This is a genomic window from Mycobacterium sp. TY814 (assembly GCF_030755175.1).
Taxonomy (GTDB): Bacteria; Actinomycetota; Actinomycetes; order Mycobacteriales; family Mycobacteriaceae; genus Mycobacterium.
Genome location: NZ_JAUFRY010000001.1, coordinates 148,219 through 165,453, shown reverse-complemented (window position 1 = coordinate 165,453; position 17,235 = coordinate 148,219). Strand labels below are relative to the sequence as shown.

Sequence of the window (17,235 nt, the reverse complement as noted above, 5' to 3'; positions counted from 1 at the left end):
GATCATCGGCGTCGCCCAGGTGTTGCTCGTGGTGGCGGCCGGTGCGCTGTGGGGGGCCTCTCGGTTCACCTGGGTCGTCATCCGATCGTTCGACGGGTTGGGGCCGCCCAAGGAGATCGCGCTGTCGGGTGCCTCCTGGTCGACCGCGCTGCTGCCCCTGGCGATCGTGAACCTGGCCGCCGCGGTCGCGGCGTTGGCGGTGCGCGGCTGGCAGCTGCGTGCGCTGGCGGCGCTGCTGGCGGTTGCGAGTTTCGCGATCGGCTATCTCGGCTTCGGCCTGTGGGCCCTCCCGGATGTTGCGGCGCGCGGTGCCGATCTGGCGCACGTTCCTGTTGCGACCCTGGTGGGCAGTGCCCGCCAGTACACCGGAGCGGTGGCGACGGTGGCGGCCGCGACGTGCACCCTGATCGCCGCGGCGCTGCTGATGCGCTCGGCGTCGGTTGCCGGGTCCACCCGGTCGACCAGCACGAAGTACCTGGCACCCGGGGCGCGTCGATCGGCCGCGCGGGACATCGAGGGGACACCGACGGAGGAACCCTCGCAGGAGCGGGACGGGCAGTCGCAGCTCTCCGAACGCATGATTTGGGACGCTCTCGACGAGGGCCGCGACCTTACCGATCGGCCGCGCGACCCGGACACCGAGGGGCGGTGACGGACCCCATCGTGACAGTCGCTACCCTTCTTGCACGCCGTCGAAATCGGTTGGCGAGCGTGGGGTGATCCAGAGTCACAGTGGGTTACAGGAGGAAGGAACCGCAGGTATGAGTCCGGCCAACGTGCTTGACTCCATTCTTGAGGGAGTCCGGGCCGATGTTGCCGCGCGCGAAGCCCGCGTGAGTCTTTCTGAAATCAAGGCCGCCGCCGCAGCCGCCCCGCCGCCACGAGACGTGATGGCCGCGCTGCGCGAGCCCGGTATCGGCGTCATCGCCGAGGTCAAGCGCGCCAGCCCGTCCAAGGGTCCGCTGGCGACCATCGCGGACCCGGCGAAGCTGGCCCGTGCCTATGAGGACGGCGGCGCTCGGATCATCAGCGTGCTGACCGAGGAACGGCGTTTTCACGGTTCGCTCGACGACCTCGACGCGGTGCGTGCCGCGGTGTCGATTCCGGTGTTGCGCAAAGACTTTGTGGTGCAGCCCTACCAGATCCACGAGGCCCGTGCGCACGGCGCCGACATGTTGTTGCTCATCGTCGCCGCGCTGGACCAGTCGGCGCTGGTTTCGATGCTTGACCGCACCGAGTCGCTCGGCATGACGGCGCTCGTCGAGGTTCACACCGAAGAGGAAGCCGACCGGGCATTGAAGGCGGGCGCCAACGTGATCGGGGTCAACGCCCGCGATCTCACCACGCTGGAGGTCGACCGCGACTGCTTCGCGCGGATCGCTCCCGGGCTGCCCAGCAAGGTGATCAGGATCGCCGAATCCGGTGTACGGCACACCGGTGACCTGCTGGCGTACGCCGGCGCGGGCGCCGACGCCGTGCTCGTCGGCGAAGGCCTGGTGAAGAGCGGAGACCCCCGTGCGGCGGTCGCCGACCTGGTCACCGCCGGAACCCATCCGTCCTGTCCGAAACCGGCTCGCTAGCCGTTGATGTACCGCGCACGTTCTGAGTCTTTGTGATGGCCGACCTGTCGAATCCGGATATTCCGCGCACCAGCGCCGCCATCGTCGAACGCACCCACTACGACCCCGACGCGGGCGGTCATTTCGGTGTGTACGGCGGACGTTACGTGCCTGAGGCGCTGATGGCCGTCATCGAGGAAGTCACCGTCGCCTACGAGAAGGAACGCGTCAACCAGGATTTCCTGGACACCCTGGACAAGTTGCAGACGCACTACGCCGGGCGTCCGTCGCCGCTGTACGAGACGACCAGATTGGGCGAGCACGCCGGGTCGGCACGGATCTTTCTCAAGCGAGAAGACTTGAACCACACAGGTTCTCACAAGATCAACAACGTGCTGGGTCAGGCGTTGCTGGCTCGCCGGATGGGCAAGACGCGAGTCATCGCCGAGACGGGCGCCGGCCAGCACGGCGTCGCCACCGCCACCGCCTGCGCCCTGATGGGCCTGGACTGCATCATCTACATGGGTGCGGTCGACACTGCACGCCAGGCATTGAACGTGGCCCGCATGCGCCTGCTGGGCGCGCAGGTCGTTTCGGTGGAGACCGGTTCGCGAACCCTGAAAGACGCCATCAACGAGGCATTTCGGGACTGGGTCACCAACGCCGACAACACCTACTACTGCTTCGGCACGGCCGCCGGACCGCATCCCTTCCCGACGATGGTGCGTGACTTCCAGCGCATCATCGGCATGGAGGCACGGGTACAGATCCAGCAGCAGGCGGGCAGGTTGCCCGACGCGGTGGTCGCCTGTGTCGGTGGCGGTTCCAACGCGATCGGTATCTTCCACGCCTTCCTCGACGATCCCGGTGTGCGGTTGGTGGGTTACGAGGCCGCCGGCGATGGCGTCGAGACCGGTCGGCATGCGGCGACGTTCACTGGCGGCTCGCCCGGCGCTTTCCAGGGTTCGTTCTCCTACCTGCTGCAGGACGCGGACGGGCAGACCATCGAATCGCATTCCATCTCAGCAGGTTTGGACTACCCCGGCGTGGGTCCCGAACACGCCTGGCTCAAGGAGGCGGGCCGCGTTCAGTACGAGCCCATCACCGACACCGAGGCGATGGATGCGTTCGGACTGCTGTCCCGCACGGAGGGGATCATCCCGGCGATCGAATCCGCGCACGCGGTGGCCGGCGCCCTCAAATTGGGTGCCGAATTGGGAAGGGGCGCGGTCATTGTGGTGAACCTCTCGGGCCGCGGCGACAAGGACGTGGAGACCGCTGCAAAGTGGTTCGGGCTGATGGACGAGTCGTGACACTACAACAGGGTGCGGCCAGCAAGCTGGGCCCGCTGTTCGATACGTGCCGCGCCGAAAGTCGGGCCGCGTTGATCGGTTACCTGCCCACCGGCTACCCGGACGTGCCGACATCGCTGCAGGCGATGACCGCACTGGTCGAATCCGGTTGCGACATCATCGAAGTGGGTGTGCCGTACTCCGATCCGGGGATGGACGGCCCCACTATTCAGCGGGCGACCGAGCGGGCGTTGAGCGGGGGAGTCCGGGTACGCGACACACTGGCAGCGGTCGAGGCGATCAGCGCCGCCGGTGGCCATGCCGTGGTGATGACCTACTGGAATCCGGTGTTGCGGTACGGGATCGAGGCGTTCGCCCGCGATCTCGCCGCGGCGGGAGGTAAGGGCCTGATCACGCCCGACCTCATTCCCGACGAGGCGACGCAGTGGATTGCGGCGTCGGACGAGCACGGATTGGATCGCATCTTCCTGGTTGCGCCGTCGTCGACGCCGGAACGGTTGGTGACCACTGTCGAAGCCTCGCGCGGATTCGTCTACGCGGCTTCGACGATGGGTGTGACGGGCGCGCGCGATGCGGTTTCGTCGGCCGCGCCCGAACTTGTCAGAAGGGTCAAGGCGGTGGCTGACATACCGGTCGGCGTCGGCCTGGGCGTGCGGTCGGGAGCGCAGGCGGCGCAGATCGGCAGCTACGCCGACGGAGTGATCGTCGGATCGGCCCTGGTTTCGGCGCTGGGTGAGGGATTGCCCGCCCTGCGGGCGCTCACCGAGGAGCTCGCCGCCGGCGTACGCCAGAGGGATTCGGCATGACAATCAGCTACCTCGCCTACATACCCAGTCCGCCGCGCGGCGTCTGGCATCTGGGGCCGCTGCCCATTCGTGCTTACGCGTTCTTCATCATCACCGGCATATTGGTGGCCCTGCTGATCGGGGACCGGCGCTGGGCGGCCCGCGGCGGTCAGCGGGGCGTGGTCTACGACATTGCGCTGTGGATGGTGCCGTTCGGATTGGTCGGTGGCCGTCTCTATCACCTGGCCACCGACTGGCAGACATATTGGGGCCCCGGTGGTGCCGGTCTGGCTGCGGCGCTTCGGATCTGGGACGGCGGCCTGGGCATCTGGGGTGCGGTGGCGCTCGGTGTCGTCGGTGCGTGGATCGGCTGCCGGCGGCATGGGGTTCCGTTGCCCGCCTTCGTCGACGCGGTGGCTCCGGGAGTTGTGTTGGCGCAGGCCATCGGACGGCTCGGGAACTATTTCAATCAGGAGCTCTACGGGCGCGAAACAACGATGCCGTGGGGGCTGGAGATCTTCTATCGGCGCGACCCTGCCGGGTATGTCGACGTCCACTCGCTCGACGGCGTGTCGACGGGCCAGGTGGCACTCGTCGTACAGCCCACGTTCCTCTACGAATTGCTGTGGAATCTGCTGGTTTTCGGCATTCTGCTGATGCTGGACCGGCGTTTCACCCTTGGGCATGGGCGTCTGTTCGCCTCGTATGTCGCGCTGTACTGCGTCGGGCGATTCGGTGTCGAGCTGCTTCGCGACGACACCGCGACACACATCGCCGGGATTCGGATCAACACGTTCACGTCGACGTTCGTCTTCATCGGCGCGGTCGTCTACATCATCCTGGCGCCGAAGGGCCGGGAGGATCCGGCGTTGCTGCGCGGCCGCGGGGCCGAAGAGGCCGAGGAAGTCGCAGAGGCCGAGGAAGTCGCAGAGCCCGACCAGGAATTGGCCGCGGTCGGTGCGGCATCTGCCGCGGGGGCGGCGGCAGGCGGCGTCGGCGGAGCCGATGGTCCGGATGTAGCGGCTGCCGACGGTGAGACGTCCGAGGGTGGCGAGGAGCCGGAGATTGCCGAGGCGGAGGCTGAGGTGGCAGAGGGCGCGGTCGCCGAGGCGCAGGCCGAGGTGGCAGAGGGCGCGGTCGTCGAGGACGGCGACGAGGGCGTCGAAGGGGATTTTGCCGAGACCGATGAGGCTGTCGAGGCCCCAGAGGTAGCGGGCGAGCCCGGGAGCGCCGACGAGCCCGAGGTGGCCGAGGCGGAAAGTGGCGAGGCGGGCGAGGAGTCGGAGGTTGCCGAGGCGCAGGCTGAGGTGGCAGAAGGCGCGATCGATGAGGACGCCGAAGAGGGCGTCGAAGAGGCTACCGCCGAGTCCGATGAGGCTGTCGAGGCCGCGGATGTAGCGGGCGAGCCGGAGGGCGCCGACGAGGTTGTTGAGGCCGAAAGCGTCGAGGCCGACGAGGAGTCGGAGGTTGCCGAGGCGCAGGCTGAGGCACCAGAGCATGCTGACGCTGTCGTGGCGGAGGAAGCCGAGGCCGTGGGTGAGGTCGGGGAGACCGACGCCGCCGAGGCTGAAGAGCCGGCGGACGCTGAGCCCGCCGGTCATGAGGCGGCAGGAGCCGTCGGGGCCGAGGCGGACGAGGTCGAGCGGGACGAGCCTGCAGCCGTACCGCAGGACGCGGCCGAAGCGGTGATCGATGAGTCCGAGCAGCCGGACGCTGAGTCCGAAAGCGCGGGGGCAACGCCGGCTGAACCGGCTGAAGCAGAGCCGGTAGACGCTGAACCGTCCGGGGAGGTGCCCGTCGCCAAGTCCGGTGGCCACCCATTGCTCGGTGCCGGCCCGGCGGCGTCCGAGGACGTCGATGAAGCCGAGGAATCGGCCGCGGCGACTGAGGCTGAAGTCGCTGAAGGCAACGCACTTGAAGAGCCTGATGAGGCGGAAAAGCCCGCCGAGGCCGAAAAGCCTGACGAGATCGAAGAGCCCGACGAGCCTGCCGACCAGGAACAGTCCGACGAACCCGACTCGACCGAGCCGGAGGTCGTCGCGCCCCGCGCCGTCGAGTCCGAGGCCGCACCCGCTGAGGCGGTCGAGGAAGGCGCGGACGAATCCGAGGGCGACGAGTCATCGCCGGAGACTCCGCTACCCGACGGCGCAGCCCGGCAGCGCTGGCGATTGCGGCTGAGACGGCAGCGGTCCTGACGCCCGCACGTCTAATTCATTGCGCTGCAACGACTTCAACATCGTGGCGGGTGAGCAGCTGATTGGTCGTTGCCCGGGTGGCTGAAGTGAGCACGCAGCGATGGCCCGCGGTATCTGGCATGCTGAAACCGTGACTGACCAGCCGTGGGCCGGCGCGAGCGAGCCGGGCTCTGGGCCGCAGGACCCGGGATATCCGCCGCCGCCCTTTCCTCCGCCCTACCCGTCGTATCCGCAATACGGGGCCGGATACGACCCGTCGGCGCCGTACGGCCGGCATCCCGTGACCGGGCAACCGTATTCGGACAAGTCGAAGACCGTCGCGGGCCTGCTGCAGCTCTGTGGGCTGTTCGGTCTTGTCGGAATCGGGCGGATCTATGCGGGGTACGTGGGGCTGGGTATCGCACAACTGGTGGTCGGCTGGGTGACCTGCGGGCTCGGCGCCTGGATATGGGGCATCGTCGACGCAGTGCTGATCCTGACCGACAAAGTCACCGACCCTCAGGGTCGGCCGTTGCGCGATGGAACCTGAGCACCGGGCCCCGGCAGCGCCGAAGATCATCGCCGCAGGATCTGCTGTCCTGTTGGCCGGTGCGCTGGCATACGTGGGGCTCGCCGATCCGCACAACCCGGATTCGGTTTATCCGCAGTGTCCGTTCAAATTTCTCACCGGTTGGAATTGTCCGGCCTGCGGTGGCCTCCGGATGACCCACGACCTGCTCCACGGTCACCTGATGGCCAGCGTCTACGACAACGTGTTCCTGCTCGTCCTGCTGCCTCTGCTGGCGGCCTGGATTCTGCTGCGCCGGTTCAGCGGCCGATCCTGGTTGCCGATTCCGACCGTGGTCACGCTGGTCGTCGCCGCCACGGCGTGGACGGTAGTGCGCAATCTGCCCGGTTTCCCGCTGATGCCGACCGTCCTGAGCGGCTGATCGGCGCACACCGCGCCCTTCGTTTCGACCACCGCGAACGTGACGCTGGTTTCACGTTCGGCGCCGAACGTGAAACCAGATTCACGCTCGGCACCCATGACCGCGACGCGCGCCGTACCTTCCAGTCGCCGTGATGCCAGCCGGCGCGACTATGCTTTGTCGTCGTGACTAGACGCGGAAAGATCGTCTGCACCCTCGGGCCGGCCACCCCCACCGACGACTTAGTCCGTGAACTGGTTGAAGCCGGAATGGACGTCGCCCGAATGAACTTCAGCCACGGCGATTACGTGGATCACGAAGCCGCTTACAACCGCGTCCGCCGCGCGTCCAACGCCACCGGCCGGGCCGTCGGCATCCTGTGCGACCTGCAAGGCCCCAAACTCAGGCTCGGACGTTTCGCTGACGGGCCCACCTACTGGGCCGACGGTGAGACGGTGCGCATCACCGTCGCCGACTGCGAAGGAAGCCATGACCGGGTTTCCACCACCTACAAGCGGCTGGCGCAAGATGCGACAGCTGGTGACCGGGTGCTGGTCGACGACGGCAAGGTCGGACTCGTCGTTGACCGCGTCGAGGGTGACGACGTGGTGTGCAAGGTCGTCGAGGGCGGACCGGTCAGCAACAACAAGGGAATCTCGCTGCCGGGGATGAACGTGTCCGCCCCGGCGCTGTCCGAAAAGGACATCCAGGATCTGACGTTCGCGCTCGAGTTGGGCGTCGACATGGTGGCCCTGTCGTTCGTGCGCTCACCCTCCGACGTCGAACTGGTCCACGAAGTGATGGACCGCGTCGGGCGGCGGGTACCGGTGATCGCCAAGCTGGAGAAGCCCGAAGCCATCGACAATCTCGAGGCCATCGTGCTGGCGTTCGACGCGGTGATGGTGGCGCGCGGTGACCTCGGCGTCGAGCTGCCACTGGAGGAAGTGCCGCTGGTGCAAAAGCGGGCCATCCAGATGGCTCGCGAGAACGCCAAGCCCGTCATCGTGGCCACCCAGATGCTCGACTCGATGATCGAGAATTCCCGGCCCACCCGGGCCGAGGCTTCCGACGTCGCCAACGCGGTGCTCGACGGCGCCGACGCGCTGATGTTGTCCGGCGAAACCTCCGTCGGCAAGTACCCGCTTCTGGCGGTCAAGACCATGTCACGCATCGTGTGTGCGGTCGAGGAGAATTCGACGGCTGCGCCGCCACTGACGCACGTACCGCGCACCAAGCGGGGAGTGATCTCCTATGCCGCGCGTGACATCGGCGAGCGGCTGGACGCCAAGGCCCTGGTGGCCTTCACCCAGTCCGGAGACACCGTCCGGCGACTCGCCCGCCTGCACACCCCACTTCCGTTGCTGGCGTTCACCGACCTGCCCGAGGTGCGCAGCCAGCTGGCCATGACATGGGGCACCGAGACCTTCATCGTCCCGCACATGAAGTCCACCGACGGCATGATCCGCGAGGTGGACAAGTCGCTGCTCGAACTGGGCCGCTACAAGCGCGGGGATCTCGTGGTCATCGTCGCGGGCGCGCCTCCCGGCACGGTCGGCTCGACCAACCTGATCCACGTGCACCGCATCGGTGAGGACGACGTCTAGCAGCGTGTCCGACTTCGACGAATTGCTGGCGGTACTGGATCTCGACTGTGTCGCCGACGACCGCTTCGTCGGATCTCATCCCACCAAGAACCCGATGCGCACGTTCGGCGGTCAGCTGGTGGCGCAGTCGTTCGTGGCGAGCACCCGCACGCTGATCCGCGGAAACCTGCCGCCCAGTGCGCTGTCGGTGCATTTCATCAACGGTGGCGACACCCACAAGGACATCGAATTCCACGTCGTGCGGCTACGCGACGAACGGCGCTTCGCCAACCGGCGCGTGGACGCCGTCCAGGACGGTACGTTGCTGTCGACGGCGATGATCTCCTACATGGCGGGGGGCCGCGGCCTGGAGCACAGCCTCGAACCGCCGCAGGTCGCCGAGCCGGAATCGGTGCCGCCGCTGAGCGAACTCCTGCGTGGCTATGAGAAGACGCTGCCGCATTTCGTCAACGCGCTACAGCCGGTCGACTGGCGCTACACGAACGACCCGTCCTGGGTGATGCGGGACAAGGGCGAAAGCCTTGCCTACAACCGGGTTTGGCTCAAAGCATCGGGCCGTCTGCCCGACGATCCGGTACTGCACACCGCGACCATGCTGTACTCGTCGGACACCACCGTGCTGGACTCGGTGATCACCCGGCACGGCCTGTCCTGGGGATACGACCGCATCTTCGCGGCCTCGGCGAATCACTCGGTGTGGTTTCACCGCCAGGTCGATTTCGACGACTGGGTGTTGTACTCGACGTCGTCGCCGGTCGCCGCCGACTCCCGCGGTCTGGGTACTGGCCACTTTTTCGATCGCTCCGGGCTGGCCGTCGCCACCGTCGTGCAGGAGGGCGTGTTGAAGTACTTTCCCGCACCGAGCAGATAGCCGTGCCTGCGGCCGCCACATCGCGCACCCGCGACTACGACGCGTTCCTGTCCTACACCCGCCCCGACCGCGCCGCCGCCGCCGGCATCCAGCAGGGCATGCACCGCATCGGGCGGCGGCTGGGCCAGCTTCGCGCTCTGCGGGTGTTCCGCGACGATACGGATCTCACGGTCAGTCCGGATCTGTGGGGCAAGATCACCGACGCGCTGGACCGGTCCCGATTCCTGGTGGCGGTGCTATCGCCAAAAGCGGCCGAATCCTATTGGGTGAACCGGGAAGTCAGCTACTGGCTGGAGCGGGGCGGCCGGGAGCGGCTGCTGTTGGTGCTCGCCGGTGGCCGGCTGCACTGGGATGCCGAGCATCAACGTTTCGACCCTGAGGTGTCGAACGCCGCGCTGCCGGTGCTGACCGAGCCGGGTGTGTTGCCCGCCGAGCCGTTCTTCATCGACGTCAGCGACAACGCTCCCTGGAATCCGCACGCCGGAACGCTGCGGGAGAAGATCACCGCCCTCGCGGCGCCGATCCACGGCGTGCCCAAAGATCAACTGGCCAGCGACGACCTGCGCGAGCGACAACGGTTTCGGCGCCTGCGGGCCGCTGCAATCGCCGGGATGGCCGTGCTGACAGTGGTGGCCGTGGTCGCAGCGGTCTTCGCGGTCGTCCAGCAGCGCGAAGCGGTTCACCAGCGCCAGCAGGCGTTACGGCAACGCGACCAGGCGGTGGCGCTGAAGTTGACCTCGCAGGCGCAGACGATGCTGGCCGGTATCGCGCCCGGCGGCGACGTGCGGGCGATCCAGCAGATTCTCGCCGCCCCGGTGATCGCGCCCGCCACCGAACTCGGTGCCCTGCTGGACACACTGGTCGCGCGGCGCAGCACCCTCAAGATTTTTCCGCTGGCTCCATCGTCCGGGGTGATGGCGCTCAGCCCGGACGGCCGGCGCATCGTCTCGGCCAGCGACAACGCGCTGCGCTTGTGGGACGCCAGCAGCGGTGCGCCGATCGGAGCGCCCCTGATCGGGCATACCGAAGCCGTGTCGAGTGTCGCCTTCACTCCCGACGGAACCCGGATCGTCTCGGGCGGACGCGACGACACCGTGCGGATCTGGGATGCCGCGACCGGAGCGGCGATCGGTGCGCCGATGACCGGGCATACCGATGCCGTGTCGGGAGTTGCCGTCAGCCCGGACGGCCGGCGCATCGTGTCCGGCAGCTGGGACAAGACCGTCCGGCTCTGGGATGCCGGCACCGGCGCGCCGATCGGCGGACCGCTGCGCGGGCACGCCGACCAGGTCACTTCTGTGGCGTTCAGCCCGGACGGGCGCCGAGTCGCCTCGGGAAGCGCTGACAACACGGCACGACTCTGGGACGCCGACACCGGTGCTGAGGCGGCACCGATATTGGCCGGCCACACCGACGACGTCGTTGACGTCGCGTTCGGCGCCGACGGCCGCCGCCTCGCGTCGGCGAGCTGGGACGGCACCGTGCGGTTGTGGGACGTCGGCACCGGCGCCCCGGTGGGCGCGCCGCTGGTCGGGCACACCGATCAGGTGCTGAGCGTGGCGTTCAGCCCGGACGGGCGACGTCTCGCCTCAGCCAGTGCCGACGACACCGTGCGGTTGTGGGACTCCGCCACCGGGGCCGCGCTGGGTGCGCCGCTGACCGGGCACAGCAACCCGGTGTTCGACGTCGAATTCAGCCCCGACGGACGGCGCATCGTCTCGGGCAGCACCGACGACACCGTGCGGTGGTGGGACGCCGTCGTCGACGCGCCGCTCGGTCTCGCGCTTACCGGGCACAGCAACGGCGTCGAGAGTGTGGCGTTCAGTCCGGACGGCCGGCGCATCGCCTCCGGCAGTACCGACGGGACGCTGCGGTTGTGGGATGCGGGCAGCGGCGCGCCGATCGGCGCCCCGCTCGTCGGGCACACGAACAAGGTGAATAGCGTGGCGTTCAGCCCGGACGGCACGCGCATCGCATCCGGCGGAGACGACAGCACGCTGCGACAGTGGGACGCGGCCACCGGGGCGGCAATCGGCGCCCCGCTGACCGGGCACACCAGCGCCGTGACCAGCGTGGCCTTCAGCCCAGACGGCCGACGTATTGCATCCGGCAGCACCGACAAGACACTGCGGTTGTGGGACGTCGCCACCGGCGCCCCGGTCGGTGCGCCACTGACCGGTCACAGCGGCTTTGTGGAAGCTGTCGCGTTCAGTCCGGACGGGCGGCGGATCGTCTCCGCGAGCTGGGACAAGACGCTGCGCCTGTGGGACGCCGTCACCCGGGCACCCGTCGGGTCACCACTGACCGGGCATACCGCACCCGTGCGTGGCGTGGCGTTCAGCCCGGACGGGACACGCATCGTGAGCGCAAGTTGGGACAAGACGCTGCGACGGTGGGACGCGGTCACCGGCGCTTCGATCGGTGCGCCGCTGACGGGTCACACCGAGGTGGTGCGTGCGGTGGCCTACAGCTCCGACGGGCGGCACATCGTCTCGGCCAGCGCCGACCGCACCGTTCGCTTGTGGGACGCGGGCACCGGCGCGGCGGTTGGTGCGCCACTGACCGGTCACACCGGGGTGGTGACCAGTGTGGCGTTCAGTCCGGACAGCCGCCAGTTGGCGTCCGGCAGCCAGGACCAGACGCTGCGGGTATGGCCGGGGCCCACCGCATGGTCAGAGTTGTTGTGCGACAAGATAACTGCCAACATGAGTCACCGGCATTGGCGGGACTGGGTATCGCCGGACATCGGCTACCGCACGGTGTGCCCGCGCCTGCCGATCGCACCCGATTAGCTTCTGACGGCGCCCGTTTCCTCCAGCAGCGTCACCGCAGACGCGCGAGAGATCTTCCAGCCACCCTGGTCGACGAACGTCAGATTCTGTGTCACCGGGTTCAGCTTGGGGCCCGAGATCGTGACGTCAGCCGAAACCGTGTCGGCGCCGGCGGGCTGGATGTTGCTCACCGTGGCCTTCAGCGGCAACTCGCCATGCGCGACAGCTTGTTTGAGCCGGGCGTCGGCCAGGTGAGCCTCCATGGGGCTGATGCCACCCTCGACGAGATGGCTCTTGTCGGAAAACGGGACGTTCGGGTCCTGCAGGGCGTTGAGAAGGTCGAATAACTGTCCGGCAGTGGGCAATCCGGTTGCCGGGTCGAGCGGGAGCGGCGCCCCGAAGGCGACGGGCTGGACCCGGGTTGTGATCACGTCCGCAGGCCACATGGCAGTCATGACGGTTGCCGCCGCGATCACCGCGACGCCTGCGGCGAAACGTTTTGCTGGCACGCTCCGATACTAAACCCGACGTGATCAGGCGTAACGTTTTTGGTAAGCGCAGCTCGAGAGTCGGGAGGTGCGAATGAAACAACCGTCAATTGGTCTGGTGCCCCGCATCCACCGGCACGAACGCGTTGTGGTTCAGGTCGATTCCCTTGCAGCCCGCTGTGTCGGCGCGCTGGGGGTGCTCGTCGCGGCCTGCTGGCTGATCGCGATATTCGCCCGCGACCGTCGGCACGAGGACTGGCAGGACGGCGGAGGTCTGGTGTGGTCGCTGACCATGCTGGCCGCGGTGGCGTTGATCGCGCGCGGCATTTACCTGGGACGTCCGGTGACGGCGGTGCACGCGATGTCCGCCGGATCGCTTCTTGTGGTCGGCCTGGGCGCCCACGTGCTGGCGATGAACCTGCTGGGCCAACTGCTGATTGCCGGTTCGGGGCTGGCACTGATGTGGCCGATGCCCGCACGTGCCCGGCCGGAGGACCTGCCCCGGGTGTGGGCATTGGTCGATGCCACCCAACAGGACCCGTTGGCGCCCTTTGTGATGCAGACCGGCAAGTGCTATCACTTCAACGACGACGCCACCGCGGCGCTCGCATACCGGACCAGGTTCGGGTTCGCGGTGGTCAGCGGGGACCCGATCGGTGATGAAAAGCGATTCCCGGCTCTGGTCGCCGATTTCGCCGCCGTGTGTCATTCCCGGGGCTGGCGGATGGTGGTATTGGGATGCAGCGAGCGCCGGCTCGCGCTGTGGACCCCCTCAGCGGTCGGACAGTCGTTGCGCCCCATACCGATTGGCCGGGACGTGGTCGTCGACGCCACCAGTTTCGAGCTCGTGGGCCGCAGGTTCCGCAACTTGCGGCAGGCGGTGAACCGGACGCACAATGCCGGCATCACCACCGAGATCGTGGCCGAGCAGGACCTCGATGCGCAGCTGCGTGCCGAGCTGACGGCGGTGCTGCTGGCTTCGGCCAAAGGCGCCCATACCGACCGCGGCTTCTGCATGAATCTCGACGGGGTGCTGGAGGGTCGCTATCCCGGGACGAAGTTGATCATCGCCAGGGACGCCGACGGAATCGTGCAGGGCTTCCACCGATACGCGACCGCCGGCGCCGGCGCCGATGTCACCCTGGACGTGCCGTGGCGGCGTCGCGGGTCGCCGAACGGAATCGACGAGCGGCTCAGCGTCGATATGATCAACGCCGCTAAAGAGCAAGGAGCCCAACGAGTGTCGCTGGCCTTTGCGGCTTTTCCGGAGCTGTTCGGTGACGACAGGCAAGGCTGGTTCAAGCGGTGCTGCTACGTCCTGATCCATGTGCTGGACCCGTTGATCGCTCTTGAGTCACTTGCCCGGTACCTGCACAAGTTCCACGCCGAGGACGCCCGGCGCTATGCGCTGCTGTCGTTGACGCAGATCGTGCCGTTGGCCTTCGTGTTGCTCTCTCTGGAATTCATGCCGCGCCGGCGACAGCTGTGACCGCGCAATCGAGATCACCGGGCAGGTGATGAGTCGCCACCACCACGGTTCTGGTGGCGGGCATCAGATCGCGGCCAGGGTCGAGCAACTCGTGCAGGATCCGGTCAGCATCCGCCGCATCGAGGTGTTCGGTGGGTTCGTCGAGCAGCACGATGGACGCGGGGGAGAGTAGCGCGCGGGCCAGCAACAGCCGCCGGCGCTGACCGGCCGACACCGCCTGCGCGCCCGCAGTCAACACGGTGGACAGACCCTCCGGTAGTCCGGACAGCCAGTCACCCAGGCCGACCGCCGTCAGGGCCTTCGTCAGCTCTTCGTCATCGCAGTCGCCGCGGGCCACCAGCAGGTTGTCCCGGACGGTGGTCGCGAACAGATGCGCATCTTCGGCGAAGAAGCTGACTGCGCGCCGCAACTCGTCCTCCCGGATGCGCTGCAGGTCGATTCCGTCCAGGGTCACCTGTCCCTGCACCGGCGGGATGAGCCCGGCCAGTGTCATCAGCAGGGTCGTCTTGCCTGAGCCGCTGGGACCAGTCACGGCCAGCCTCGCACCCGGCGGCAGATCGATCGTGGCGTCGAGGGTGCGTGTTGCCTCGTGGCCCGCCGTCATCCGCGCGCACAGCCGTCCCAGCGGCCTGGCTGGGGATACTTTTTCCATGTCGGGTTCGGCGACCGGCGGCGCCAGCTCCAGCAGGCGACGTGCCGCAATTCGTGACCGCGTCAATTGGATCGCGGCGGCCGGCAGGACGCTGGTGGCTTCGAAGGCCGACAGCGGCAACAACATCAAGACGGCCAGCGTCGTCGGGGCCGTGGTGGGTGCCATGCCCAGTGCGGCCACCACCGCGCCGATCACGCTGACCCCGATGGCGGCGGTCGGTACGGCCTCGGCGAAGGCGGCCGGTTTGGCGGCGGCATCCAACGCTGCGCCCCAAGCCCGTTGTTGCCGTTGTGATTCGGTGATGACATTCGGCAGTGCACCCGCGACGCGGAGTTCGGGCGCATGGTCGAGGGCGAGCATGGCCGCGGTATCGCGCTGCGAATGATGTTGACGGGCAATCGCTTCCTGCGTGGCGGCGGCGCGTCCCGCCAGCCGGGGTGCCACCACACCGGCCAAGGCCAGACATAGCGCCAAGACCACCGCTGCCGGCAACGAGATGATCCCGACGACCGCCACGGCCGCCACCGACAGCACCGCCGCGACACCGATAGGCACCAGGGCCCGCACCAGCACATCGGCAAGCGTGTCGACGTCGGATCCGACTCGCGCGACCAACTCTCCGCTGTGCAGCCGGACGGCCGCCGCCGCCGGACCATTAGCGAGACGGTGATAGATCTGTTCGCGGGCCGTGCCCGCAGCCCTCAAGGCGACGTCGTGGGTGACCAGTCGTTCGCAGTAGCGCAGCACGCCACGGGAGATGGCGAAGGTGCGGACGGCGACCACTGCGATGGACAGGTCGAGAACGGGCGGCATCTGCGAGGCGCGCGTGATCAGCCATGCCGACACCCCGGCCAGCGCAAGCGCGCTGCCCAGCGCCAGCACGCCCAGTGCGATGGCGGCCAGGAGGCGGGGGAGTCGGGGCCGCAACAGATCTGCGGTGCTCAGTAGATTCTGGCGGCGACCCTCTGCAGAATCAGACCGGCGCATAGCGCACCTCACGCCCGGCGGTCACGTCCACGACCCGGTCGCCGATCGCGACCACCGGGCCACGGTGCCCGACCACCACCACCGTCGCGCCGGCGCGGGCGCGCGCAACGACGGCGGTCAGCACCCGTTGTTCGGTGTCGGCGTCCAGGTGTGCGGTCGGCTCGTCGAGCAGCAGCACCGGCGCCGGCGAGCCCAGGGCCCGCGCCAGGCCCAACCGTTGCCGCTGCCCGAGCGACAGTCCGACGCCGCCGCGGCCCAGTACGGTATCCAGCCCAGCCGGCAATTCAGCCAGCACCGCGTCGAATCCGGCTGCACGGCAAGCATCCTCGAGATTGACCAGCGGGCTGAACAGCTCGAGGTTGGCCCGGACGGTGCCCGGTATCAGCACCGGGCGTTGAGGTAGCCACGAGATCTGGGGCCACCATCGCGTGGGTTCCAGTGCGGCGAGGTCGATTCCGGCCACGGTGACCCGGCCCGAAGACGGCGTGGTGAGGGCGGCGATCACCTGAAGGGTGGTGCTTTTCCCGGCGCCGTTGCGTCCGGTCAGCACGGTCACCTCACCCGGTTCGATGACCGCATTCAGCTGCCGCGGCGCGTAACCGTCGCGTCCGGCCACGCTCATATTCTCGACGCGGATCTGTGCCCCGCGAGCGACCACCGACCCCTGGTTCGGTCCGACCGGCACCTGTTCGCCGATGAGCGCGAAAGCTTTGTCCGCGGCTGCCCTGCCGTCCTGGGCCGCATGGTATTCCACTCCGATGCGTCGCAGCGGCCAGTAGACGTCAGGTGCCAGCAGAAGCACGGTGAGGCCAACGGTCAGGCTCATCTCACCGAAAACCAGGCGGAGGCCGATGCTGACCGCGACCAGCGCAACACCCAGGGTGGCCAGCAATTCCAGCACGAGTGCCGACAGAAACGCGATTCTCAGGGTGGCCATCGCCGAACGGCGATGGGCGGCACTGAGTTCGGCGATGCGCTGCTCGGGGCCTGACGCGCGGCCCAGGGCACGCAGCGTCGGAATGCCGGCGACCAGATCCAGTAGGCGTGATTGCAGCGTGGTCATGGCGGCCAGCGAGGACGCCGATCGCTGCGCGGTGGCCAATCCGATGAGCACCATGAAGATCGGGATGAGGGGCAACGTGATCACCACGATCAGCGTCGATTTCAGGTCGTAGAGGGCGATCACGGCCACGGTGGCCGGTGTCAGGATCGCGGCCAGCAGCAGGTTGGGCAGGTAGCCGGTGAAGTAGGGGCGCAGACCATCCAGTCCCCGGGTGACCACGACCGCTGCGTCGTCACGCTGGGCCGCCAGTTCGCCGGGCTGACGTGCGGTGACTGCGGTCAACACCTGACCGCTCAGGTCGGCGATCACGGCACTGGCCCCCCGTTGCCCTAGCCGCGCCTGCAGCCAGTGCGTGATCGCGCGGAAAGACCAGAACGCGGCCAGGATTGACAGCGGTCCGAGCCAGCTGCGCAGGTTACGTGCCGACGGATCCATCGCCACCCGGGCGACGATGCTGCCCAGGACGATCGCCGACCCTATCGCGCAGCCGCTGATAATTACCCCACAGGCCACCTCGGCGGCCAGAAACCGACGCAGCGCGCCCGATGCC

The 17,235-nt window shown here is 68.0% G+C and carries 14 protein-coding genes; 11 read left to right on the top strand and 3 right to left on the bottom strand.

Features of this window, described 5'->3' with window-relative positions; translation table 11 throughout:
• The first annotated feature begins 1 nt into the window (after position 1).
• From QXH22_RS00520 to QXH22_RS00475, 10 genes are all read left to right on the top strand, one after another.
• On the top strand, positions 2 to 652 hold the full coding sequence (locus tag QXH22_RS00520) for a TIGR02234 family membrane protein (protein ID WP_306244233.1): 651 nt from the start codon (positions 2 to 4) through the stop codon (positions 650 to 652).
• A gap of 109 nt (positions 653 to 761) precedes the next feature.
• Positions 762 to 1,580, top strand: a complete 819-nt coding sequence (gene trpC, locus QXH22_RS00515) for an indole-3-glycerol phosphate synthase TrpC (RefSeq protein ID WP_306240805.1) — start codon at positions 762 to 764, stop codon at positions 1,578 to 1,580.
• A gap of 35 nt (positions 1,581 to 1,615) precedes the next feature.
• The gene (trpB, locus tag QXH22_RS00510) at positions 1,616 to 2,872 is read left to right on the top strand and encodes a tryptophan synthase subunit beta (protein ID WP_306240804.1); all 1,257 of its coding nucleotides are present in this window, start codon (positions 1,616 to 1,618) and stop codon (positions 2,870 to 2,872) included.
• Positions 2,869 to 3,678 (top strand): tryptophan synthase subunit alpha, encoded by an 810-nt coding sequence (trpA, locus tag QXH22_RS00505; protein ID WP_306240803.1) that lies wholly within the window; start codon positions 2,869 to 2,871, stop codon positions 3,676 to 3,678. The genes trpB and trpA overlap by 4 nt, the downstream gene beginning before the upstream one ends.
• Positions 3,675 to 5,852, top strand: a complete 2,178-nt coding sequence (locus tag QXH22_RS00500; RefSeq protein ID WP_306240802.1) for a prolipoprotein diacylglyceryl transferase — start codon at positions 3,675 to 3,677, stop codon at positions 5,850 to 5,852. Before trpA ends, QXH22_RS00500 begins: the two co-directional genes overlap by 4 nt.
• A gap of 100 nt (positions 5,853 to 5,952) precedes the next feature.
• On the top strand, positions 5,953 to 6,381 hold the full coding sequence (locus tag QXH22_RS00495) for an NINE protein (protein WP_306240801.1): 429 nt from the start codon (positions 5,953 to 5,955) through the stop codon (positions 6,379 to 6,381).
• Entirely contained in the window at positions 6,371 to 6,781 is a 411-nt protein-coding gene (locus tag QXH22_RS00490; protein WP_306240800.1) for a DUF2752 domain-containing protein, read from the top strand. The genes QXH22_RS00495 and QXH22_RS00490 overlap by 11 nt, the downstream gene beginning before the upstream one ends.
• 164 nt (positions 6,782 to 6,945) lie before the next feature.
• Positions 6,946 to 8,364 carry a pyruvate kinase gene (gene pyk / locus QXH22_RS00485; protein WP_306240799.1) on the top strand — a complete coding sequence of 473 codons (1,419 nt, stop codon included), beginning with the start codon at positions 6,946 to 6,948 and terminating at the stop codon, positions 8,362 to 8,364.
• A gap of 4 nt (positions 8,365 to 8,368) precedes the next feature.
• Positions 8,369 to 9,235 (top strand): acyl-CoA thioesterase II, encoded by an 867-nt coding sequence (locus QXH22_RS00480; protein WP_306240798.1) that lies wholly within the window; start codon positions 8,369 to 8,371, stop codon positions 9,233 to 9,235.
• Positions 9,236 to 9,237: 2 nt separating this feature from the next.
• Positions 9,238 to 12,027 carry a TIR domain-containing protein gene (locus QXH22_RS00475; protein WP_306274686.1) on the top strand — a complete coding sequence of 930 codons (2,790 nt, stop codon included), beginning with the start codon at positions 9,238 to 9,240 and terminating at the stop codon, positions 12,025 to 12,027.
• Here the strand turns inward: QXH22_RS00475 and QXH22_RS00470 are convergent.
• Positions 12,024 to 12,461 (bottom strand): hypothetical protein, encoded by a 438-nt coding sequence (locus QXH22_RS00470; protein WP_306244231.1) that lies wholly within the window; start codon positions 12,459 to 12,461, stop codon positions 12,024 to 12,026. The two genes, QXH22_RS00475 and QXH22_RS00470, sit on opposite strands and share 4 nt — an antisense overlap.
• Positions 12,462 to 12,588: 127 nt before the next feature.
• On the opposite strand from QXH22_RS00470, the gene QXH22_RS00465 reads away from it, so the two are divergent.
• Positions 12,589 to 13,983, top strand: a complete 1,395-nt coding sequence (locus QXH22_RS00465) for a bifunctional lysylphosphatidylglycerol flippase/synthetase MprF (RefSeq protein WP_306240796.1) — start codon at positions 12,589 to 12,591, stop codon at positions 13,981 to 13,983.
• On the opposite strand, the gene cydC is transcribed toward QXH22_RS00465, so the two are convergent.
• Both cydC and cydD read right to left on the bottom strand, forming a co-directional pair.
• Positions 13,958 to 15,622, bottom strand: coding sequence for a thiol reductant ABC exporter subunit CydC (gene cydC, locus QXH22_RS00460; RefSeq protein WP_306240795.1), 1,665 nt, complete (start codon positions 15,620 to 15,622; stop codon positions 13,958 to 13,960). The two genes, QXH22_RS00465 and cydC, sit on opposite strands and share 26 nt — an antisense overlap.
• A complete protein-coding gene (gene cydD / locus QXH22_RS00455; RefSeq protein ID WP_306244230.1) occupies positions 15,609 to 17,222 on the bottom strand; it encodes a thiol reductant ABC exporter subunit CydD in 1,614 nt (537 codons plus the stop codon). The genes cydC and cydD overlap by 14 nt, the downstream gene beginning before the upstream one ends.
• Between the last annotated feature and the right edge of the window lie 13 nt (positions 17,223 to 17,235).

What these genes read in the sequence shown, in the direction of transcription:
- trpC (WP_306240805.1), top strand. Translation starts at nt 762, where the DNA reads ATGAGTCCGGCCAACGTGCTTGACTCCATTCTTGAGGGAGTCCGGGCC.
- trpB (WP_306240804.1), top strand. Translation starts at nt 1,616, where the DNA reads ATGGCCGACCTGTCGAATCCGGATATTCCGCGCACCAGCGCCGCCATC.
- QXH22_RS00500 (WP_306240802.1), top strand. Translation starts at nt 3,675, where the DNA reads ATGACAATCAGCTACCTCGCCTACATACCCAGTCCGCCGCGCGGCGTC.
- QXH22_RS00495 (WP_306240801.1), top strand. Translation starts at nt 5,953, where the DNA reads ATGGCCCGCGGTATCTGGCATGCTGAAACCGTGACTGACCAGCCGTGG.
- QXH22_RS00490 (WP_306240800.1), top strand. Translation starts at nt 6,371, where the DNA reads ATGGAACCTGAGCACCGGGCCCCGGCAGCGCCGAAGATCATCGCCGCA.
- QXH22_RS00470 (WP_306244231.1), bottom strand. Translation starts at nt 12,461, where the DNA reads ATGACTGCCATGTGGCCTGCGGACGTGATCACAACCCGGGTCCAGCCC.
- QXH22_RS00465 (WP_306240796.1), top strand. Translation starts at nt 12,589, where the DNA reads ATGAAACAACCGTCAATTGGTCTGGTGCCCCGCATCCACCGGCACGAA.
- cydC (WP_306240795.1), bottom strand. Translation starts at nt 15,622, where the DNA reads ATGCGCCGGTCTGATTCTGCAGAGGGTCGCCGCCAGAATCTACTGAGC.